The organism is Micromonospora sp. NPDC023737, assembly GCF_040639715.1.
Lineage (GTDB): Bacteria > Actinomycetota > Actinomycetes > Mycobacteriales > Micromonosporaceae > Micromonospora.
In genome coordinates this window covers 454,163-473,261 of the sequence record NZ_JBFAAL010000002.1, presented here as the reverse complement: position 1 = coordinate 473,261, position 19,099 = coordinate 454,163, and the positions used below count along the sequence as shown (strand labels likewise).

The following is a 19,099-nucleotide window of genomic DNA, read 5'->3' as shown; positions in this document are numbered from 1 at the left end:
CGCTTTCCCGCACCGGGCGCGGATAAACCGGACAACCGGGACGCTCTACTCGTCCGCCCCTGCGACGTCTCACTCCCCGACGAGCAGTTGGGTTTCCACCTCCCGTACGCCCGGCGCCGACCAGGCCACCCGTTCGGCCTGATCCCGTTCCCACCAGGAACGCACCACGCCACTGAGCACCAGCGTGTCCCCGTCCACCGCCACCGACACCTGCCGGGTGCCGAGAGCGCGCCCGAGCGCCCGCCGGACGTCACGGAGCATCCGGTCGGTGTCCGTCGGCGCGGGCGGGCGCACCTCGATGAGGTTCGTGATACCGCGTACGCCCCGCAGCCGGCGCAGCTCACGCTCGGCGCTGCGGCGCTGCCAGCCGAACTCCACCTCGCCCCGGAGCATCACCCAGCCGTTGGCGACGGTCACATCCAGCCGCTCGGCGGGGACGAAGCTGTCCCACTCCAGCGCGCGGCTGGCGGCGATGGCGATCTCCGCGTCGGTGGCCCCGGGACTGCCGGGGAGACGTACCTCGATGTCGTCGGCGACCGCGCGCACCCCGCGTACGCGTTGCGCGCACCGGGTCGCGGCCCATCGCCGGGCGGAGCTGTCGACCCAGCCGGTCAGGTTGACCACCCCCTCCTCGACGCTCACCCCGATCTCGTTCGGCTGCACCTCGGCGTCCCAGGCCAGCTCGGCCAGGACGTCCTGCTGGATCCGCTGGTCCTCGCGGGCGGCGGCTGCCGTGCTCATCGCGTCCCTCCCCTCGCCGGTGCTGCCGAGACTGCCCCCGGTGCGGGTGACGGCGGTTCACCCGTTACGGGTGAACCGCCGTCTTCAACGGAGGTGGCGGCGGGCGACGGAGCAACCCCCTTGTCTCCGTCACCCGCCGCCTGGAGGAGGAGGCAGGTTCAGTTGTCGGTCAGGACGTCTCGGTGAGCGTGACGGTCGCGGTGGCCTCGGCGCCGTTGCGCTTGTAGTGCACCTCGACCCGGTCACCCACCTTGCCGCCCTGGACCGCGCCGACCAGGTCGTCCGAGTCGTTGATCGGCGTGTCACCGAAGCGGGTGATGACGTCACCCCGCTGGAGGCCGGCCCGCTCGGCCGCGCTGCCAGGGGTGACGGCGGCGACCAGCGCGCCGCCACCCTCGGCCATGTTCACGCTGACCCCGAGTGACGGGTGGCTGACCTTCTCGCCGCGCTGAAGCTTTCCGGCGACGTCCTTGGCCTTGTTGCTCGGGATGGCGAAGCCCACGCCGATGTTGCCGGTGCTCTGCCCGGAGGTGGCGATCGCGGTGTTGATGCCGATCACCTCGCCCCGGGTGTTGACCAGCGCGCCGCCGGAGTTACCGGGGTTGATCGGGGCGTCGGTCTGGAGCAGCCCGGCGATCGAGGAGGCGGCCTGGCGCGGGTCCTGCTGCGGGCCGTCACCGGCCTGGATCGTACGGTCGCGGGCGCTCAGGATGCCGGCGGTGACGGAGCCCTGCAGCCCCAACGGGCTGCCCAGGGCGAGCACCTGGTCGCCGACCTGCATTCCGTCGCTGTCGCCGAACTTGGCCGCCTTCAGGTTGCTCACCCCTTTGGCCTTCACCACGGCGAGATCGGTCTTCGGATCGGTACCGACGATCTTGGCTTCCGCGTTGGTGCCGTCGGCGAAGATCACCCGCACGGTGTCGCCATCGGCCGAGGCGACCACGTGGTTGTTGCTGAGCACGTAGCCGTCGGCGGTCAGGATCACGCCGGAGCCCTCGCCGTTCTCGGTGGCGATGGAGACGACGCTGTCCTGCACCGAGGCGGCGATCCGCGGCAGATCCGCACTGTTGATCACTGGCGCGGCCGAGTAGGTGCGGGTGATGCCGCCACCGTCGCCGTCCAGGGCGAGCGCGAGCGCACCGCCGCCGACACCGGAGCCGAGCATCAGCGCGAGCATCACGACGCCGGCGCCGGCGAACTTGGCGATCCGGCCCATCCGCGGCGCACCGGGATTGGCGTCGGGCTGGGTGTTCACCGCCCACGGTGGCAGGGCCTGGCCCGGCTGCTGCCCGTACGGCTGGGTTCCGGCGCCCGGCTGGCCCCCGCCTGCCCAGCCGGACTGCTGGTGCGGGTACCAGTGGCCGCCCGGGTAGCCGGCGGCCGGCTGCGGGTACCCGTGCTGGCCCGGCATGTGCTGGCCCGGCACGTGGTGTCCCGGCTGCCCCGGCATCGGCTGGCCCGGCACGTGGTGGCCCGGCTGGCCCGGAGCCGGGTGGCCGGCATAGGTGGGCGTGCCGGCATGCGGCTGGTAACCGGTCCCGGCGGTCGTCACCGGCTGGGTCGCGTCGGCGTCCGCGTTCACCCCGGCCGGTGCAGCCATCGAAACAGTCGCGTCGGCGTCCGCGTTCACCCCGGCCGGCGTCGTCACCGGCTGGGTCGCGTCGGCGTCCGCGTTCGCACCGGACGGCGTAGCCATCGAGACAGTCGCGTCGGCGTCCCGGGCGGCGTCGGCTCCGGTGCCGGCCACGGCGGCGGGCTCCGGGGTGACGGCGGCGGGAGCCGCGGGCTGATCCGTGTCCCGGGCCGCCGGAGCGGCACCCGGGTCGGTGGTCGGGGAGTCGGACTGCGCGCGCTCCACGCGCGGCAGCTCGGCGGTGAGGTGCGACGGCTCGGCGTCTGCGGGGGCCGGCCGGCGCTGCGGGTCGGACTCGTACTCGGTCATGACCTAACCTTCTCCCGTTGCTCTGCGATCAAGCTGGAACCGACCTGGAAGTTGCCTGAAAGTCATTCGCCGTCCCTGTCGGTCTCCGGCACCAGGGGCAGCCGGACCCGGAAGGTAGCCCCACCGCCCGGCGTCTCGGCGACCTCCACGTTGCCGTGGTGGGCGCTGACCAGGGCCGCCACGATGGCCAGGCCGAGGCCCGTACCGGTGTTTCCGCCGGCCCGGCGGGTACGGGCCGCGTCGACCCGGTAGAACCGCTCGAAGACCCGTTCCGCCTGCTCCGGGGTCAACCCGGGGCCGGTGTCGGCCACCTCCACCACGGCCAGGTTTCCCCGCTCGGCCCGCAGCCGCAGGGTCACCGAGGCGTCCGGCGGGGTGTGGCTGAGCGCGTTGGTCATGAGGTTGCCGATGATCTGACGCAGCCGGGCGTCGTCGCCGAGCACGACCAGCGGACCGGAGCCGGGTTCGATCTCCAGCTCGATCCTCCGGTCCGGAGCGACCGCCCGGGCGGCCTGGACCGCGTCACCGGCGAGCACCGGCAGCTCCACCGGCGCCAGGGTGATCGGCCGTTCCCGGTCCAGCCGGGCGAGCAGCAGCAGGTCCTCCACGAGCAGCCCCATCCGGGCCGCCTCGTCCTCGATGCGGCGCAGCAGCCCGGCCGTCTGCTCCGGGTCCCGGGCGGCGCCCTGCCGGTACAGCTCGGCGAAGCCGCGAATGGTGGTCAACGGGGTACGCAGCTCGTGCGAGGCGTCCGCGACGAACTGCCGCATCCGCTCCTCCGAGCGCCGCGCCCGGGCCTCGCTCGCCTGCGCGGCGACGGCCGCGTCCCGGGCGGCCACCTCGGCCGAGCGGGCGGCGCTCTCCGAGGCGGCCCGGGCCGTGAAGGCGGCCTCGATCTGGCTCAGCATCGTGTTCAGCGCGCGGGAGAGCCGGCCCAGCTCCGACGTGGGGTACTCCTGCCCCGGCTCCGGATCGGGCACCCGTTGGGAGAGGTCGCCGCCGGCGATGGCGGCCGCCGTCCGCTCGATCTCGACCAGCGGCTTGAGACTGGTCCGGACGATCCCCGCCCCGATCGAGGCGAGCAGGATCAACACCGCCCCGCCGACCAGCAGGTCGATCCAGACCAGCTGCTTGACCGCCCGATCCACCTCCTCGAGCGGCTGCCCGACGGCCAGCACCGAGCCGTCCCGCTGTGCCGCGTAGAACACCCGCCACCGGGTCCGGCCGTCCGCGGACAGCACCGTGAACGGTTCGCCCTCAAGTGTCACGAAGCCCCGGACGTCGGTGGGGAAGGTCGGCAACTGCTGCCGGTCGAGGCTGAGGTCGTCGTAGGTCGGCGGGGTCACACCCTGCTCGTCGGCCAGGGTGACGACGTAGTCGCTGGGCAGCATCGCACTGACCTCGCCGGTGCGCAGCCTGGGAAGGAGCTGCCCCAACCCCTGGGACGCGGACCGGATCTGGTTGTCGACCTGCCCCACCAGGTAGTTGCGCAGGAAATAGGTGGTCAGCGAGCTGATCACGAGCAGGGCCAGCGCGACAAGCGTGAGGACAGCGGTGACCAGCTTCAACCGCAGCGGTACGCTGCGCAGCCGTCCCTTCGCCTGGTCGACCGCGTTCACGCCGCCGGCTTGCGCAGCACGTACCCCACGCCGCGAAGCGTGTGGATCAACCGGGGCTGGGTGGTGTCGACCTTGCGCCGCAGGTAGGAGATGTACGACTCGACGATGTTGTCGTCGCCGCGGAAGTCGTAGTTCCACACGTGGTCGAGGATCTGCGCCTTGGACAGCACGCGGTTGGCGTTCAACATCAGGTAGCGCAGCAGCTTGAACTCGGTCGGCGAGAGCTGCACCCGCTGGCCGGCCCGGTAGACCTCGTGGGTCTCCTCGTCCAGCTCCAGGTCGGCGAAAGTCAACCGGGAGGGCGGCTGCTCCCCGCTGCTCGTACGGCGCAGCACCGCCCGGATCCGCGCGGTCAACTCCTCCAGGCTGAACGGCTTGGTGACGTAGTCGTCCCCGCCCAGGGTGAGGCCGCGGATCTTGTCGTCGGTGGCGTCCCGCGCGGTCAGGAAGACCACGGGCGTACGGGTGCCGGCCTCCCTGAGCATCCGGATGACCTCGAAACCGTCGAGGTCGGGGAGCATCACGTCGAGTACGACGAGGTCCGGCCGGTGGTCCTTGGCCGCGGTCAGCGCGGTGCTGCCACTGGTCGCGGTGGCCACGTCGAAACCCGCGAACCGCAGGCTCGCGGAGAGCAGTTCGAGGATGTTGGGGTCGTCCTCGACGACGAGCAGTCGCGCCTCGGTCTGGGTAGCGGGCATGTGCCCCATCATCCGCGAATTGACTGCACCCGCGCTGGACGCTTCCTGCAAAGAACCTGTGAGGCGTCCGGGCCGGGTACCGCGCCCGGACGCGTCCACCGGCCGGTCAGCGCAGCAGCCGGCGTAGCCCGTCCAGGGCGCCGTCGAGCAGCCGGATCGCGGTGCGCAGTTGCGAGTCGGTGAACCGGCGGGCGCGTACCAGCCGACCCACCTCGGCGGAGAACTCGGCCAACCGCTTGTCGAACTCGGCCAGCACGGTGGGGCCGGGCTGCGGCTCGGGCGGGAACGGGGGCGGGCCGGGCGGGAACGAGGGCGACTCCCACCGGGGGCGCCGCTCCTGCCTGGTCTGTCGCGTGGCCTCGCGCAGCTCCCGCTTGAGGTCGCGGACGGAGCCGCGTACCTCGTTGCGGATCTCGCCGGCGAGCGCGGAGAGATCCTCCACCGACGCGGCGATGTCCGACTCCAGGGCGGCCAGCTCGTCGGCCCGCTGCCGCAGTTCGGCCCGGCCCGCCTCGGTGATCTCGTACGTCTTCCGGCCGCCGGCGGCGGTGTGCGTGACCAGCCCCTCCGCCTCCAGGCGCTGGAGGCGGGGGTAGATGGTGCCGGCGCTGGGTGCGTAGAGGCCGAGGAAACGGTCCTCGAGCAACCGGATCAGCTCGTAGCCGTGCTTCGGGCCGTCGTCGAGGAGCCTGAGCAGGTACAGCCGGAGCCGCCCGTGACTGAAGACAGCCGTCACGGCAGCTCATCCTCCTCGTCGTCCACCGGGCGGGCGAGCAGCGCGATGCTGCCGGACGTGGCGGACGCCCAGAGCTTACCGTCGCCGGTGCCGAGCACTCCCTCGCTGTTGGCCACCGAGCCGATCGTGGACTCGGTACGCACCTGCTGGAAGCCGCTGGTGATCCGGCCGGACGTGGTGTGCAGGCGTACGGCGAGGTCGCTGTCCTCGCGGACCCGGACGGTGATGCTGCCGGAGATGGTGTGCAGCCGGATCTCGCTGCTGCGCGGATTGTCCAGATCGCAGGTGATCGCACCCGACACCGTCTGCGCCCGCACCTGCGCGGCCGCGCTGTCGGCCAGGATGACCTCGCCGGAGACGGTCTCCATGTGCAGGTCGCCGCCGACGCCGAGCGCCTCGACCGGCCCGGAGACGATCTTCGCCATGGTGCTGCCGCGCAGGCCCATCAGGGTGATCTGCCCGGAGGTGACGTCGGCGCGGGTCTGCCGGCGCAGCCCGGAGGCGACCAGCGAGCCGTCGACCAGGCGCAGGTCGGCCCAGACGTCGGCGGGTACCGCGATGGAGACGTCCACCCGGGCCCAGTGCCCGAACGGCCCGCTCCACCGGAAGAGGTCCCGCCAGCTCCAGTTCCGTTCCTGCCTGACGGAGAGCCGCCCGTCGTGGTGGTCGACCAGGATCGGCCGGCGGCCCACCCGGGTGATGTCGACCCGGGCCGGCCCGTCCGTGGCCACCACGTTCAGCCGCCCGCTGAACAGGCGCACGTCCAGCCGGCTCACCGGCTCGTCCAGGCTCAGCCGCTGTGGGCTGTCGACCGTCCAACCGGCCATGGCGTCCTCCCCTTCCGACGACACGCCGGCGGCGTGTCGATGAAGGAGACAGTAACGCGATACATCGCGACAGCACAAGACTGTCGCGTTCTCCTCAGGCCGCCAGACCGAGTCCTCCCGCGCCGGTCCGGTTCGGGCGATCCACCGCGCGGTCGGACGGCGGAGTGGCCGGGCCGAGGCGGCCGGACCGACGCGCCGGGACGGCGACAGCCGGCACGAGATGCACGGCGGACTCGGCTGCCCGGGCCAGCAGCCGGCGGTCCGCGTCCCCGCTGGCGTGCAGCGCGGCGGCGACCGTCAAGGTGACCTCGAGCCCCTGGGCCGCGACCACCCGGCGTACCGAGCGCAGCAGGCTCTCCTCGCCCAGGAAGGCGGCCGCAGTGGTGCCCGCCCCGGTCGCCGCAGAGCGGTAGACGATCCGCAGCGGGACGATCGGGGCACCGGCGTCTATCGCCGCCTGGAACATGGCCGGCCGGAAACCGCCGCCGGGGCGGCAATCGACCGTACCGTCGCCCGCGCACCAGGTCGTACCCTCCGGGAAGACCGCGACCGCCCGACCGCGCCGCAGCGCGTCGGCGACCCGGCGCACGGCGACCGGTAGCTCGCGGGGCCGGGAGCGGTCCACGAAGAGGGTGCCCGCCGCGGTGGCCAGCAGGCCGATCAGCGGCCAGGATCGGACCTCCCGCTTCGCCACCATCCGGCTCGGGGCGGCGGCCAGCACGACCAGGATGTCGAACCAGGACATGTGGTTCGCGACCAGCAACGAGCGCCGCCGGGGTGGCCGACCGCGCACCACCAGTCGTACCCCGAACGCCCGGGCGGTCCCCCGGGCCCAGGCACGCACCGCCGCCTGCCCTTCCCGGGTCGGGAGCACCGGCAGCAGCGCGGCCAGTCCGGCGCCGAGCAGCAGCATCCCGACCCCGGCGAGCAGCCGTCCCACCTGCCGGACCACCGGGACACGGGGCGTCTCCCCCGCGGCCGGCAGACACTGCTCACCGCAGCCGGACGTGGGGCGCCACAGGTCGTGCCTCACCGCGGTCACTGCTCCGCCCCACCGAGGAAGTGCCGCAGGTAGCGCGGGTTCATCCGATCCAGGGAGAGCAGCACGTAGAAGTCGGCGACGCCGAAGTCCGGGTCGTACGACGGCTCACCGCAGATCCACGCGCCGAGCCGCAGGTAGCCGCGGAGCAGCGGTGGCACCAGGCCCGAATCACCCGGCCCACCGGTCGGTACGGCCGACGGCTCGGCGAACCAGGGCCGCCGCGGACGTACCCGCAGCGGCGGCGGAGCCAGGTGCCGGGCCCGCGCCCGCGCCCACACCTCCGCCACGGCCCGGCCACCGTCGTCCACCGGCACCGAGGCACAGCCACCCAGCCAGCGGGATCCGCGCAGGTGCAGGTAGCGGGCGATGCCGGCCCACATCAAGTTGATCACCGCGCCGGTGCGGTGGTCCGGGTGCACACAGGAGCGGCCCGCCTCGATCAGGTCGTCGCGCAACGGGGCGAGCGCGGACAGGTCGAACTCGTCCTCGGCGTACCGGCGGTCGGTCCGGCCGGGCGGCAGCAGCCGGTACGTGCCGACCACCGCCCCGGTGCTCTCCTGCCGGACGATCAGGTGGTCGCAGTACCTGTCGAACTCGTCCACGTCCAGCCCGGCACCGTCCGGGCCGAGGTCGGCGCCGAGTTCGGTGGCGAACACCTCGTGACGCAGGCGTTGCGCGGCCGCGACCTGAGTCGGGTCGTCGGCGATCAGCAGGGTGTAACCGCTGGTCGTCAGCGGGGTTCCAGCGGCATGCAGAACAGCCATGTGATCTGTCTAGGTGTCCCGGGTTGCCGGCCCGGGTGGCGAGGAGTGTCGATCCGGTGAACGCCGGTCGGCCACCGGTGTGCGTCACGCTCACCGGTCGTGCGAGGCTGCCGGGCGGGACCCGGCGGCGGTACCGGGTCATGCCCCACGGAGGTCAGCCGGTGCGCATCGAGTCCCGCTACAACGGCCCGCCCGGCTCTGGCAACGGTGGCTGGAGCGCCGGGATCCTCGCCGCCGAGGCCGGTCCGGGGCCGGTCGAGGTGACACTGCGCCGGCCGCCGCCGCTGGAGGCGTCCCTGACCCTCGTCGACGGCGAGGTCCGCGACCCGGCCGGGCTGGTGGTCGCCGAGGTACGCCCGACCGCGCCCGTCGACGCGGTGGTGCCGCCGGTGGACCGGGCCACCGCCGTCGACGCCGCCGCCAGGTATCCCGGACTGGTCGACCATCCCTTTCCCGGCTGCTACGTCTGCGGGCCGGACCGGGCGGACGGGCTGCGGATCTTTCCCGGCCGGCTGCCGGACGGCCGGACGGCCGCGCCGTTCCGCGCCCCGGAGGGGGTCACGGGAGCGACGGTCTGGGCGGCGCTGGACTGCCCCGGTGGCTGGTCGGTGATCGCCCCCGGACGGCCGTACGTCCTGGGGCGGATCGCCGCGCGGGTGGACGCGCTGCCCGAGCCGGGCGACGAGTGCGTGGTGACCGGTGTGACGGTCGCCGTCGAGGGGCGCAAGGCACTGGTGCACAGCAGCCTGTACGGGCCGGACGGCGGCCTGCTCGCCTGCGCCCGGGCCACCTGGATCGCCCTCCCGGCCGGCCCGGACCGGGCCTGATTCGACCGGCGGAAGTCGACGGGGCGTAATCCTCGCGGATGACCGGACTCCTGCCTGAGGCGGAGGCGTGGATACGGATCGCGCCTGATTGACCTTGTTGCGCACGCCCGCCACGCTGTGCAACGGCGTACCTCGACGCCGTCGCACGGGAGGAGAACGATGTCTGACGGGCAGCGAAGCCCCACCAGCGGTCAGATCGTGGTGTCCGGCCTGACGAAGCAGTACCGCAACGTCCGGGCGGTCAACAACCTGTCTTTCACGGTCGAGCCGGGTCGGGTGACCGGCTTCCTCGGCCCGAACGGCGCGGGCAAGACCACAACCCTGCGCATGCTGCTGAACCTGGTGACCCCGACCAGCGGCACGGCGACCATCGGCGGCCAGCGGTACGCCGACCTCGTCGAGCCGCTGCGGCACGTGGGCGCCGTGCTGGAGGCGTCCAGCGCGCACAAGGGCCGGACCGGGATCAACCACCTGCGGGTGCTCTGCGCGGCGGCGGGGCTGCCGAGGCAGCGCGCCGACGAGGCGCTCGCCCTGGTCGGGCTGACTCCGGCGGCGAAACGGAAGTTCAAGGGCTACTCGCTCGGCATGAAGCAGCGGCTCGGCATCGCTGCCGCGATGCTCGGCGACCCCCGGGTCCTGGTCCTCGACGAGCCGGCGAACGGGCTGGACCCGGAGGGCATCCGGTGGATGCGCGGGTTGCTCAAGGGCCTGGCCCACGAGGGACGCACCGTCCTGGTCTCCAGCCACCTGCTGTCGGAGATGCAACTGCTCGCCGACGACGTGGTGATCATCGCGGCCGGTCAACTGGTCCGTCAGGGGCCGGTCGACCAGGTGATCGGATCCATGACACAGGGCGTGCGGGTCCGCGTCCGCACTCCGCAGGCCGAGGCGCTCGTCGCGGCGTTGAAGAGCCAGAACGCCACCGTCGACGGCGACGGGCAGGGGGCCCTGCTGGTCGCCGGTGTGGACGCGGCCACGGTCGGCCGGGTCGCTCTCGGGGCCGGCGTCGAGCTGCACGAACTCACCACGGAACGGCCCGACCTGGAAGGGGTCTTCCTGGAGTTGACGGCCGGAAAGGCGGGCATCCGATGAACCTGGTCAGAGCCGAACTCCTCAAGATCCGCACTACCAGCACCTGGTGGTGGCTGGCCATCGGCGCCTTCGTCTCGATCGTCCTGGCGTTCGCCTTCAACGCGTGGGTCGCGAGCACCGTGCTCGGCGGCGACGCCGACACCGTCGGGTTGGCCGGGGAGCAGTCGACGCCGGCGGCGCAGGCGGCGAACATCTACACCTCGGGCCAGTACCTCGGGCTGATGTTCGTGATGCTCATCGGCATCCTGATGGTCACCAACGAGTTCTTCCACCAGACGGCGACCACGACGTTCCTGGCGACTCCGCGGCGGACGGCGGTGATCATCGGAAAGCTCGTCGCGGCCAGCCTGCTGGGCTTCCTCTTCTGGCTGGCGACCACCGTGATCGACCTGGTGGCCGGCGCGGCGTTCCTCACCATCACCGACCACGGCACCCAGCTCGGTGAGTGGCCGGTGCAGCGGGCCCTGCTGTTCAACCTGCTCGCGTACGCGATCTGGACGATCCTCGGGGTGGGCATCGGCACGCTGATCACCAATCAGCTCGGCGCGGTGATCACGGCCGCCGTGCTCTACCTGATCGGCACTCAGGTGGTCGGTCTGTTGTTCCTCCTGCTCTCGAGTCTGCTCGACTCGCAGGCGGTGGTGAAGTGGCAGGTGATCTGGCCCGCCGTGGCCTCCCAGGTAATGATCAGCGAAGGCCAGTCGCCGTTGACCCCCGCCTGGTGGGTCGGTGCGCTGGTGCTGGCCGGATACGCGCTCGTGAGCGGTGTCGCCGGCGTCCTGATCACCCGTCGGCGCGACATCTCCTGACCCGCTTCCGCCCGCCGTTCCGACGGCCCCGGCCGGCCGGCGACCAGCCACCGGACCGGGGCCGTCGCGGGTGTGGCTCCCCGCGGTCACCTGGGCTCTTCGGCCGTAGCAGGAGTCAATGGGACACGCAGCGCTTCTTGAACTTCTAGCATCTTCTGTGAAACCGACCACGCGATGGAGGCGGAAATGCCGTAGGGATCCGCACGGCGTAGCCTTGTAGCGTCCCGACCAGACCCGTGATAACAGGGGTCCAGCGGGCACCGCGTGACACACCAAACCCGCGTGAAAGAGGCGATTACCGGCCGTGTCGACCCAGCAGACTTCGCAGGAGAACCCACTGGCGGGTTTCGGCCCGAACGAGTGGATCGTCGAGGAGATGTACCAGCGTTATCTCGCCGACCCCAAGAGTGTCGACTCGGCCTGGCACGACTTCTTCGCCGACTATCGCCCGGGCCCGGGTGCCGCGACCCCGCGCCCGGAGGCGAAGCCGGCGCCGACCACCACGCCGGAGCCGGCCGAGCAGCAGGAGCCGGTCGCCGCGGTCGCCCAGCCCACCCCCAAGCCCGCCGAGGCCAAGCCGAGCCCGGCCGCGCCCGACAAGGCGGCGGCCCCGGCGAAGCCGGCGGCCACCCCCGCCGCGAAGCCGGCGGCCAAGCCGGCCGCGTCCGCCCCGACGACGACCGGCCCGCAGACCACCCCGCTGCGCGGCGTCGCCGCGAAGATCGTCCAGAACATGGACGCCTCGCTCAGCGTGCCGACCGCGACCAGCGTGCGTGCCGTCCCGGCCAAGCTGCTGGTCGACAACCGCATCGTGATCAACAACCACCTCGCCCGGGGGCGCGGTGGCAAGGTCAGCTTCACCCACCTCATCGGGTACGCGTTGGTCCGGGCGCTGGCCCAGCACCCGGAGATGAACAACTCCTACGCCGTGGTCGACGGCAAGCCGACGCTGGTCCGTCCGGAGCACGTCAACCTGGGCATCGCGATCGACATGACCCGGCCCGACGGCAGCCGCAACCTGGTGGTCCCGTCCATCAAGTCCTGCGAGCAGATGGACTTCCGGCAGTTCTGGCAGGCGTACGAGGACGTGGTCCGGCGGGCCCGCCGTAACGAGCTGACCATGGAGGACTACGGCGGCACCACGATCTCGCTGACCAACCCGGGCGGCATCGGCACCGTCCACTCGATGCCGCGACTCATGCAGGGGCAGAGCGCGATCATCGGCGTCGGCGCGATGGAGTACCCGGCCCCGTACCAGGGCATGTCCGAGAGCACCCTCGCCGAGCTGGCGGTCAGCAAGGTCATCACGCTGACCAGCACGTACGACCACCGGGTCATCCAGGGCGCGCAGTCCGGCGAGTTCCTCAAGGCCATGCACGAGCTGGTCCTCGGCGAGCACGGCTTCTACGACGAGATCTTCACCTCGCTGCGGATCCCGTACGAGCCGGTGCGCTGGATGCGCGACGTCGCGGTCGACAGCGAGGGCCAGATCAACAAGACGGCCCGGGTGCACGAGCTGATCCACGCCTATCGGGTGCGGGGCCACCTCATGGCCGACACCGACCCGCTGGAGTTCAAGATCCGCAAGCACCCCGACCTGGACGTGCTCCAGCACGGGCTGACCCTGTGGGACCTGGACCGCACCTTCCCGGTCAACGGCTTCGCGGGCAAGCAGCGGATGAAGCTGCGCGAGATCCTCGGGGTGCTGCGCGACTCGTACTGCCGCCGGGTCGGCATCGAGTACATGCACATCCAGGACCCGGAGGAACGGCGCTGGCTCCAGGAGCGGATCGAGCGCAAGTACGAGAAGCCCGTTCCCGACGAGCAGAAGCACGTGCTGAACCGGCTCAACGCCGCCGAGGCGTTCGAGACGTTCCTGCAGACCAAGTACGTCGGCCAGAAGCGTTTCTCGCTGGAGGGCGGCGAGTCCCTGATCCCGCTGCTGGGCGAGGTGCTGGAGTCCGCCGCCGAGGGGGGCCTGGACGAGGTCGTCATCGGCATGGCGCACCGGGGCCGGCTCAACGTGCTGGCCAACATCGTCGGCAAGCCGTACGAGAAGATCTTCTCGGAGTTCGAGGGACACCTCGACCCGCGTTCGACGCAGGGCTCCGGCGACGTGAAGTACCACCTCGGCCAGAACGGCAAGTTCACCACCCCGGACGGGGCGAACTCGGTCAAGGTCTCGGTGGTGGCCAACCCGTCGCACCTGGAGGCCGTCGACCCGGTGCTGGAGGGCATCGTCCGGGCCAAGCAGGACCGGATCGACCTGAAGCTGGAGGGCTACACCGTGCTGCCGCTGGCGGTGCACGGTGACGCGGCCTTCGCCGGCCAGGGTGTGGTGGCCGAGACCCTGAACCTCTCCCAGCTGCGCGGGTACCGCACCGGCGGCACCGTGCACGTGGTGGTCAACAACCAGGTCGGCTTCACCACCGCGCCCGAGTACTCCCGGTCCAGCCTCTACAGCACCGACGTGGCCCGGATGATCCAGGCGCCGATCTTCCACGTCAACGGCGACGACCCGGAGGCCGTGGTCCGGGTCGCCCGGCTGGCCTTCGAGTACCGGCAGGCGTTCAACAAGGACGTCGTGATCGACCTGGTCTGCTACCGCCGGCGCGGCCACAACGAGGGCGACGACCCGTCGATGACCAACCCGCAGATGTACAAGATCATCGACTCGAAGCGCTCGGTGCGGAAGCTCTACACCGAGGAGCTGATCGGTCGCGGCGACATCACCGTGGAGGACGCGGAGGAGCTGCTGCGCGACTACCAGGCGCAGCTCGAACGGGTCTTCAAGGCCACCCGGGACGCCGCCACGATGCCGCGGCAGCTCAGCCGGCCCCACCGCGAGGAGGAGCCGGAGCCGCAGGTGGACACGGCGATCGACGCTTCGGTCGTGCGGGCCGTCGGCGACGCGCACATCAACCTGCCGGACGGCTTCACCCCGCACAAGCGGATCCAGCAGCTGCTCGACCGGCGGGCCAAGATGTCCGTCGAGGGCAACATCGACTGGGGCTTCGGCGAGATCATCGCGTTCGGCTCGCTGCTGAACGACGGGGTGACGGTCCGGCTGGCCGGGCAGGACTCCCGCCGTGGCACCTTCGTGCAGCGGCACGCCTCGATCGTGGACGCGCGCACCGGCGAGGACTACCTCCCGCTGAAGTCGCTGACCGGCGACGGCGAGCGCTCCCGGTTCTTCGTGCACGACTCGCTGCTCAGCGAGTACGCGGCGATGGGCTTCGAGTACGGCTACTCGGTGGAGAACATCAACGCGCTGGTCTGCTGGGAGGCCCAGTTCGGCGACTTCGTCAACGGCTCCCAGTCGGTGATCGACGAGTTCGTCTCCTCGGGCGAGGTCAAGTGGGGCCAGCGCTCGGCGGTGACCCTGCTGCTGCCGCACGGCCACGAGGGCCAGGGCCCGGACCACACCTCCGGCCGCCCCGAGCGGTTCCTGCAGCTCTGCGCCGAGGACAACATGCGCGTCGCCATCCCGACGACCCCGGCGAACTACTTCCACCTGCTGCGCCGCCAGGCGCTGTCGCCGAAGCGCAAGCCGCTGGTGGTGTTCACGCCGAAGTCGCTGCTGCGGCACAAGCTCTGCGTCTCCGGCGTCGAGGAGTTCACCACCGGCACCTTCCAGCCGGTGCTGGCCGACTCGGCCGCCCCGGCGCCGGCGTCGGTGAAGCGGGTGCTGCTCTGCTCGGGCAAGGTCTACTACGACCTGTTCCAGGCCCGGCAGGAGCGCGGCATCACCGACACCGCGATCATCCGGATCGAGCAGCTCTACCCGATGCCGGTGGAGGAGATCCGGGCCGCGCTGGCGCAGTACCCGAACGCCGAGGACTTCGCCTGGGTGCAGGAGGAGCCGGCCAACCAGGGCGCCTGGTCGTTCGTCGCGCTCAACCTGCTCGAGCACCTCGCGGACGTACGGCTGCGCCGGATCTCCCGGCCCGCGGCCGCCGCTCCGTCGGTCGGCTCGGCCAAGATGCACGAGGTCGAGCAGAACGCCCTGATCGAGGCGGCTCTCCCCCGCCCGTGATCTGATCGCGTCGCCAGCCGGGGCAGGACCGTCATGGACGGCCTGCCCCGGCTGCGTCGATAGCAGACCGCCCGACGCGCGTCGGGCTTAGAAAGAGGACGTACGCATGTACTTCACCGACCGAGGCATCGAGGAACTCGTCGAGCGCCGGGGCGACGAGCAGTTCAGCGTCGAGTGGCTCGCCGAACGCCTGCGCGATTTCGTCGACCTCAACCCGGAGTTCGAGACGCCCGTCGAACGTTTCGCCACCTGGCTGGCCCGCCTCGACGACGAGGACGAGGACTGACGACCGTCCGCCCCCGACGAACGGACCCCGCGTGTTGCCGCCCCGCCCCCTGCTCGCCCGTCGATCGGCCGTGACGGTCGGCGCCGCACTCGCCCTCCTCCTGTCCGGCTGCGGCGCCGAACCGAAGCCTCCGGCGCCCACGGTCCCGGTCGGCACCCCGGTCTCCGCACCGCCTCTGCCGCCGGTCTTCTACGTCGATCCCGACAACCCGGCCGGGCAGGAGGCGGCACGCCGGTCGACGCAGGGCCGGGCCGAGGACGCCGCCCTGCTGCGCGAGATCGCCACCCGGCCGACGGCGAAGTGGCTGACCGGCGATGAGGACCCGGTGCACGACGAGGTGGACGAGTTCCTCCAAGCGGCGTACCTGGCCGGTCAGACGCCCGTACTCGTCGCGCACAACGTGCCGGATCGCAACTGCGGGCGGGAGGAGACGGGGGGCGCCGCGAGCGCCGTCGAGTACCAGCGCTGGATCCGGGACGTGGCGTCCGGCGTCAACGGCCGGCCGGTCATCGTGATCCTCGAACCCGGTGCGGTGCCGGACGCCGTCGACGGCTGCCCGCGGGATGTCGGTGGCAGGTTCGCGCTGCTGCGGGACGCGGTGGCGGTGCTGCGGAGCACCGGCAGCGCCCGGGTCTACCTCGACGCCGGCCATCCCGCCTGGATACGTGACGTCGGCGCCCTCGCGGCGGCGCTGCGCAAGGCGGGCGTGACGGAAGCGGACGGGTTCGCACTCAACGTGGCGAACTTCGTCGGCACGGACGAGAACGTCCGCTACGGGCAGCAGATCTCCGACAAGCTCGGCGGCAAGAGCCGCTTCGTCATCGACACCAGCCGCAACGGCAACGGCGCGTACCCGGCGGCCACCGTGAACGGCGCGCCGAGTTGGTGCAATCCGCCCGGCCGGGCGCTCGGCGAGGAGCCGACGGCCGACCCGGGGCCGGATCGGGTGGACGCGCTTCTGTGGATCAAGTATCCCGGGGAGTCGGACAGCGACTGCCGCTCCGGTGAGCCGGAGAGCGGCGAATGGTGGCCGGAGTACGCGCTCGGACTGGCCCGGAAGGCACGCTGACCAGGTCCGGGGCGGCCGGTCAGCGGCTCACGTCCGTCAGGGTCGGCTCCAGGCCGGTACGCCGCAGCTTCTGCCAGCCCAGCCGGCCGCCGGTCAGCGCGGTGACGACCGACTGGACCATCACCAGGTACATCAGCTGCCGGTAGACGAACTGCTGCAACGGGAGGACCCAGAGCACGCCGAGTTTCTCCCGGTCGAGCCGGAACGCCACGGCCGCCGTCATCGTCTGCACCACCAGCATGATCAGCCAGGCCACCACCGTCTCGGTCCGGTCGAGGAAGAACAGGCCGTAGAGCGCCAGCAGATCGATCACCGGTGCCACCAGCGGCAGCAGCACCCCGAACAGGCTCAGGAACAGCAGGCAGCGCCGGGTGTACCGGCCGGAGGCGCCACGGTCGAACAGCGAGCGGCGGTGCTTCCACATCGCCTGCATGGTGCCGTAGCTCCACCGGTAGCGCTGCTTCCACAGCTGACCCATGGTGGCGGGCGCCTCGGTCCACGCCCGGGCGTCCTCCTCGTACACCACCTTCCAGCCGGCCCGGCCCATCGCCATCGTGATGTCGGTGTCCTCGGCGAGCGTGTCGTCGCTCATCCCGCCGGCGTAGCGCAACGCCTGCCGCCGGAAGGCGCCGATGGCGCCGGGGACGGTGGACATGCAGCGCAGGGTCTCGTAGAGGCGGCGGTCGAGGTTGAACCCGATGACGTACTCGATGTGCTGCCACTTGGCGATCAGGCTCTTGCGGTTGCCGACCTTGACGTTGCCCGCGACGGCGCCCACCTGCGGGTCGGCGAACGGCTGCACCAGCCGCCGCACCGCGTCCCGCTCGAGAATCGTGTCACCGTCGACCATCACGATCAGCTCGTGCCGGGCGAGCGCGACTCCGGTGTTCAAGGCGCTGGCCTTGCCGCCGTTCGGCTTCCGGACCACCCGGACGTTCGGCAGTCCCAGGCTGTCGGCGATGTCGGCCGTACCGTCGGTCGATCCGTCGTCGACCACGATGACCTCGATGCCGCCCGGATGGTCGCCGCCGGCCAACGACCGGACCGCCGCGGCGATCCCCTCCTTCTCGTTGTAGGCCGGGACGATCACCGACACCGGTTCCGTCACCGGTGACCCCCAGGCCCAGTCCGGGGAGCGACGGCGGCGGGCGTGCCGGACGGCGAGCACGAACAGCATGACGGTACGTCCGATGGTGAGCACACCGACGACGACGAAGAGGAACCCGAAGAGACCCAGCATGCCGTCGGCACCCTGCACCGCCCAGACGAGGAACCTGCCGCGCCACCGGTCCGCCTGCGAGGCCGCCGAGTTCCCGACCACCCGCTGGTCGATCCCAGCCGCCGCCAGCGCCAGGTTCATCCCCTCCGACACGGTGGTGAACCGGTAGCCCCGCTCCTTCATCAGCGGGATGTAGCGGTCCAGCGCGGCAACCGTCTGGCTGCGATCACCGCCGGCGTCGTGCCAGAGGGTGATCGCGCCGGAGTAGCCGGGCGGGATGGCGTTGGCGATCGCCTTGTCCGCCCCGGGCCGCTCCCAGTCCAGGCTGTCGGTGTCGTTGAGCACCGTCAGATAGCCGAGCTGGCCCGCCTCCGTCACCAACGGCCAGTCCCGGTCGTCGATCGCGTTGGCGTAGGAGGAGTACGGGAAGCGGATCAGTGAGGTCTCGACCCCGGCGGCGCTCGCCATCGCCAGCTGGGTCTGGGCGTACTCCAGCCGTCGCCGCCAGCCGGGCAGGTTGGCCAGGTCGGGGTGGGTGAAGGTGTGCACCCCGAGCTCGTGCCCCTCGTCGGACATCTGGCGGACCAGCGCGGGATGCCGGGCGACCTGCGAACCCATCACGAAGAAGGTGGCCTTGACGTCGTACTTCGCCAGTACCCGCAGGATCTCCGGGGTCCACGTCGGGTCGGGTCCGTCGTCGAAGGTGAGCGCGATGGTCCGGGCCGGCAGACGGTAGGAGCGGACCTTGCCGTCGGCGGCGCCGATGATGGGGCCGCCGTCCACGACGGCGGCGGGGACCCGGGTCTGGTCGTGGTCGGTGTGCTCGGTGTCGGGCACGAAGGCGGCGTTCGCGTACGCCGCCACGAAGAGGACGCCGGCCAGGACGACGAGCAGCATGCCCAGCACGGCCCAGCTCGGCGACGGCACGACCCGACGGACCCGCCGGACGGCTGCGGGAGGCGCGACGGCGGGGGGCCGGTCAGTCATGGTGAAGTTCGATGCCCGGTGCCGCGCCGAGGGCGAGCGGCTCCCGACCGCCGGCCGACGACGGTCCGTCGGAGGGGTCCGAGGTGACGGTGGTGCCCTCGGACGCCGGAGCGGAACTCGTCGGGGTCGGGTCCGGAATGATCGCCGGGATCGGTGGCGGCTGCCAGGGCTGCTCCGACGACTCGACGAAGGGGAGGATGGACCCGGGACTCACCGACGCGCCGGCGAAGCTCGCCCCGACGAGCGCCGTGTAGGCCAACCCCAGCACCCCGAGGGCGTACGCGACCAAGCGCAGCCGCGACCGCCGCCGACCGGTCGGGTCGACGAAGACGGGTGGAAGCCGCGGCACCACCGCCATCAGCATGGTCGGACTGTCGACTCGCCTGACGGCGGGCTTGATGATGA

The 19,099-nt window shown here is 71.7% G+C and carries 15 protein-coding genes and 1 pseudogene; 6 read left to right on the top strand and 10 right to left on the bottom strand.

What is annotated here, in order from left to right:
* Window positions 1-69: 69 nt before the first annotated feature.
* From AB0F98_RS07585 to AB0F98_RS07550, 8 genes are all read right to left on the bottom strand, one after another.
* Window positions 70-741: a BON domain-containing protein gene (locus AB0F98_RS07585; protein WP_357730206.1), complete on the bottom strand. Its 672-nt coding sequence runs from the start codon at window positions 739-741 to the stop codon at window positions 70-72.
* 169 nt (window positions 742-910) lie between these two features.
* On the bottom strand, window positions 911-2,683 hold the full coding sequence (locus tag AB0F98_RS07580; RefSeq protein ID WP_357730202.1) for a trypsin-like peptidase domain-containing protein: 1,773 nt from the start codon (window positions 2,681-2,683) through the stop codon (window positions 911-913).
* Window positions 2,684-2,745: 62 nt separating this feature from the next.
* On the bottom strand, window positions 2,746-4,302 hold the full coding sequence (locus AB0F98_RS07575) for an ATP-binding protein (RefSeq protein ID WP_357730198.1): 1,557 nt from the start codon (window positions 4,300-4,302) through the stop codon (window positions 2,746-2,748).
* Window positions 4,299-5,000 (bottom strand): response regulator transcription factor, encoded by a 702-nt coding sequence (locus tag AB0F98_RS07570; protein ID WP_076472053.1) that lies wholly within the window; start codon window positions 4,998-5,000, stop codon window positions 4,299-4,301. Before AB0F98_RS07570 ends, AB0F98_RS07575 begins: the two co-directional genes overlap by 4 nt.
* A 106-nt stretch (window positions 5,001-5,106) precedes the next feature.
* Window positions 5,107-5,736: a PadR family transcriptional regulator gene (locus tag AB0F98_RS07565; protein WP_357730195.1), complete on the bottom strand. Its 630-nt coding sequence runs from the start codon at window positions 5,734-5,736 to the stop codon at window positions 5,107-5,109.
* Window positions 5,733-6,563 (bottom strand): DUF4097 family beta strand repeat-containing protein, encoded by an 831-nt coding sequence (locus tag AB0F98_RS07560; RefSeq protein WP_357730192.1) that lies wholly within the window; start codon window positions 6,561-6,563, stop codon window positions 5,733-5,735. The genes AB0F98_RS07565 and AB0F98_RS07560 overlap by 4 nt, the downstream gene beginning before the upstream one ends.
* 94 nt (window positions 6,564-6,657) lie before the next feature.
* The gene (locus AB0F98_RS07555) at window positions 6,658-7,605 is read right to left on the bottom strand and encodes a lysophospholipid acyltransferase family protein (RefSeq protein ID WP_357730189.1); all 948 of its coding nucleotides are present in this window, start codon (window positions 7,603-7,605) and stop codon (window positions 6,658-6,660) included.
* Window positions 7,602-8,369, bottom strand: coding sequence for a GNAT family N-acyltransferase (locus AB0F98_RS07550; protein WP_357730186.1), 768 nt, complete (start codon window positions 8,367-8,369; stop codon window positions 7,602-7,604). Before AB0F98_RS07550 ends, AB0F98_RS07555 begins: the two co-directional genes overlap by 4 nt.
* A 161-nt stretch (window positions 8,370-8,530) precedes the next feature.
* Between AB0F98_RS07550 and AB0F98_RS07545 the strand changes: the two genes are divergently transcribed.
* The 6 genes from AB0F98_RS07545 (at window position 8,531) to AB0F98_RS07520 (ending at window position 16,488) form a co-directional block, all read left to right on the top strand.
* Window positions 8,531-9,196: a hypothetical protein gene (locus AB0F98_RS07545; protein WP_357730183.1), complete on the top strand. Its 666-nt coding sequence runs from the start codon at window positions 8,531-8,533 to the stop codon at window positions 9,194-9,196.
* Between the two features lie 159 nt (window positions 9,197-9,355).
* A complete protein-coding gene (locus tag AB0F98_RS07540; RefSeq protein WP_350786343.1) occupies window positions 9,356-10,288 on the top strand; it encodes an ATP-binding cassette domain-containing protein in 933 nt (310 codons plus the stop codon).
* Window positions 10,285-11,097, top strand: coding sequence for an ABC transporter permease (locus AB0F98_RS07535; RefSeq protein WP_357730179.1), 813 nt, complete (start codon window positions 10,285-10,287; stop codon window positions 11,095-11,097). Before AB0F98_RS07540 ends, AB0F98_RS07535 begins: the two co-directional genes overlap by 4 nt.
* 304 nt (window positions 11,098-11,401) lie before the next feature.
* The gene (locus tag AB0F98_RS07530; RefSeq protein WP_357730177.1) at window positions 11,402-15,133 is read left to right on the top strand and encodes a multifunctional oxoglutarate decarboxylase/oxoglutarate dehydrogenase thiamine pyrophosphate-binding subunit/dihydrolipoyllysine-residue succinyltransferase subunit; all 3,732 of its coding nucleotides are present in this window, start codon (window positions 11,402-11,404) and stop codon (window positions 15,131-15,133) included.
* 106 nt (window positions 15,134-15,239) lie between these two features.
* The gene (locus AB0F98_RS07525; RefSeq protein ID WP_357730175.1) at window positions 15,240-15,419 is read left to right on the top strand and encodes a DUF6104 family protein; all 180 of its coding nucleotides are present in this window, start codon (window positions 15,240-15,242) and stop codon (window positions 15,417-15,419) included.
* 31 nt (window positions 15,420-15,450) lie between these two features.
* Complete coding sequence (locus AB0F98_RS07520) at window positions 15,451-16,488, top strand: glycoside hydrolase family 6 protein (protein ID WP_357730172.1); 1,038 nt, start codon at window positions 15,451-15,453, stop codon at window positions 16,486-16,488.
* A gap of 19 nt (window positions 16,489-16,507) precedes the next feature.
* On the opposite strand, the gene AB0F98_RS07515 is transcribed toward AB0F98_RS07520, so the two are convergent.
* Together AB0F98_RS07515 and AB0F98_RS07510 are read right to left on the bottom strand one after the other, a co-directional pair.
* Complete coding sequence (locus AB0F98_RS07515) at window positions 16,508-18,694, bottom strand: glycosyltransferase (RefSeq protein WP_357730169.1); 2,187 nt, start codon at window positions 18,692-18,694, stop codon at window positions 16,508-16,510.
* Window positions 18,687-19,099: pseudogene (locus tag AB0F98_RS07510) on the bottom strand (hypothetical protein); the annotation flags it as partial. The gene AB0F98_RS07515 and the pseudogene AB0F98_RS07510, both read right to left, overlap by 8 nt.

Excerpts from the sequence above, each read along its gene's own strand:
- AB0F98_RS07535 (WP_357730179.1), top strand. The coding sequence starts at position 10,285 with ATGAACCTGGTCAGAGCCGAACTCCTCAAGATCCGCACTACCAGCACC.
- AB0F98_RS07525 (WP_357730175.1), top strand. The coding sequence starts at position 15,240 with ATGTACTTCACCGACCGAGGCATCGAGGAACTCGTCGAGCGCCGGGGC.
- AB0F98_RS07515 (WP_357730169.1), bottom strand. The coding sequence starts at position 18,694 with ATGACTGACCGGCCCCCCGCCGTCGCGCCTCCCGCAGCCGTCCGGCGG.
- AB0F98_RS07550 (WP_357730186.1), bottom strand. The coding sequence starts at position 8,369 with ATGGCTGTTCTGCATGCCGCTGGAACCCCGCTGACGACCAGCGGTTAC.
- AB0F98_RS07570 (WP_076472053.1), bottom strand. The coding sequence starts at position 5,000 with ATGCCCGCTACCCAGACCGAGGCGCGACTGCTCGTCGTCGAGGACGAC.
- AB0F98_RS07580 (WP_357730202.1), bottom strand. The coding sequence starts at position 2,683 with ATGACCGAGTACGAGTCCGACCCGCAGCGCCGGCCGGCCCCCGCAGAC.
- AB0F98_RS07540 (WP_350786343.1), top strand. The coding sequence starts at position 9,356 with ATGTCTGACGGGCAGCGAAGCCCCACCAGCGGTCAGATCGTGGTGTCC.
- AB0F98_RS07560 (WP_357730192.1), bottom strand. The coding sequence starts at position 6,563 with ATGGCCGGTTGGACGGTCGACAGCCCACAGCGGCTGAGCCTGGACGAG.
- AB0F98_RS07585 (WP_357730206.1), bottom strand. The coding sequence starts at position 741 with ATGAGCACGGCAGCCGCCGCCCGCGAGGACCAGCGGATCCAGCAGGAC.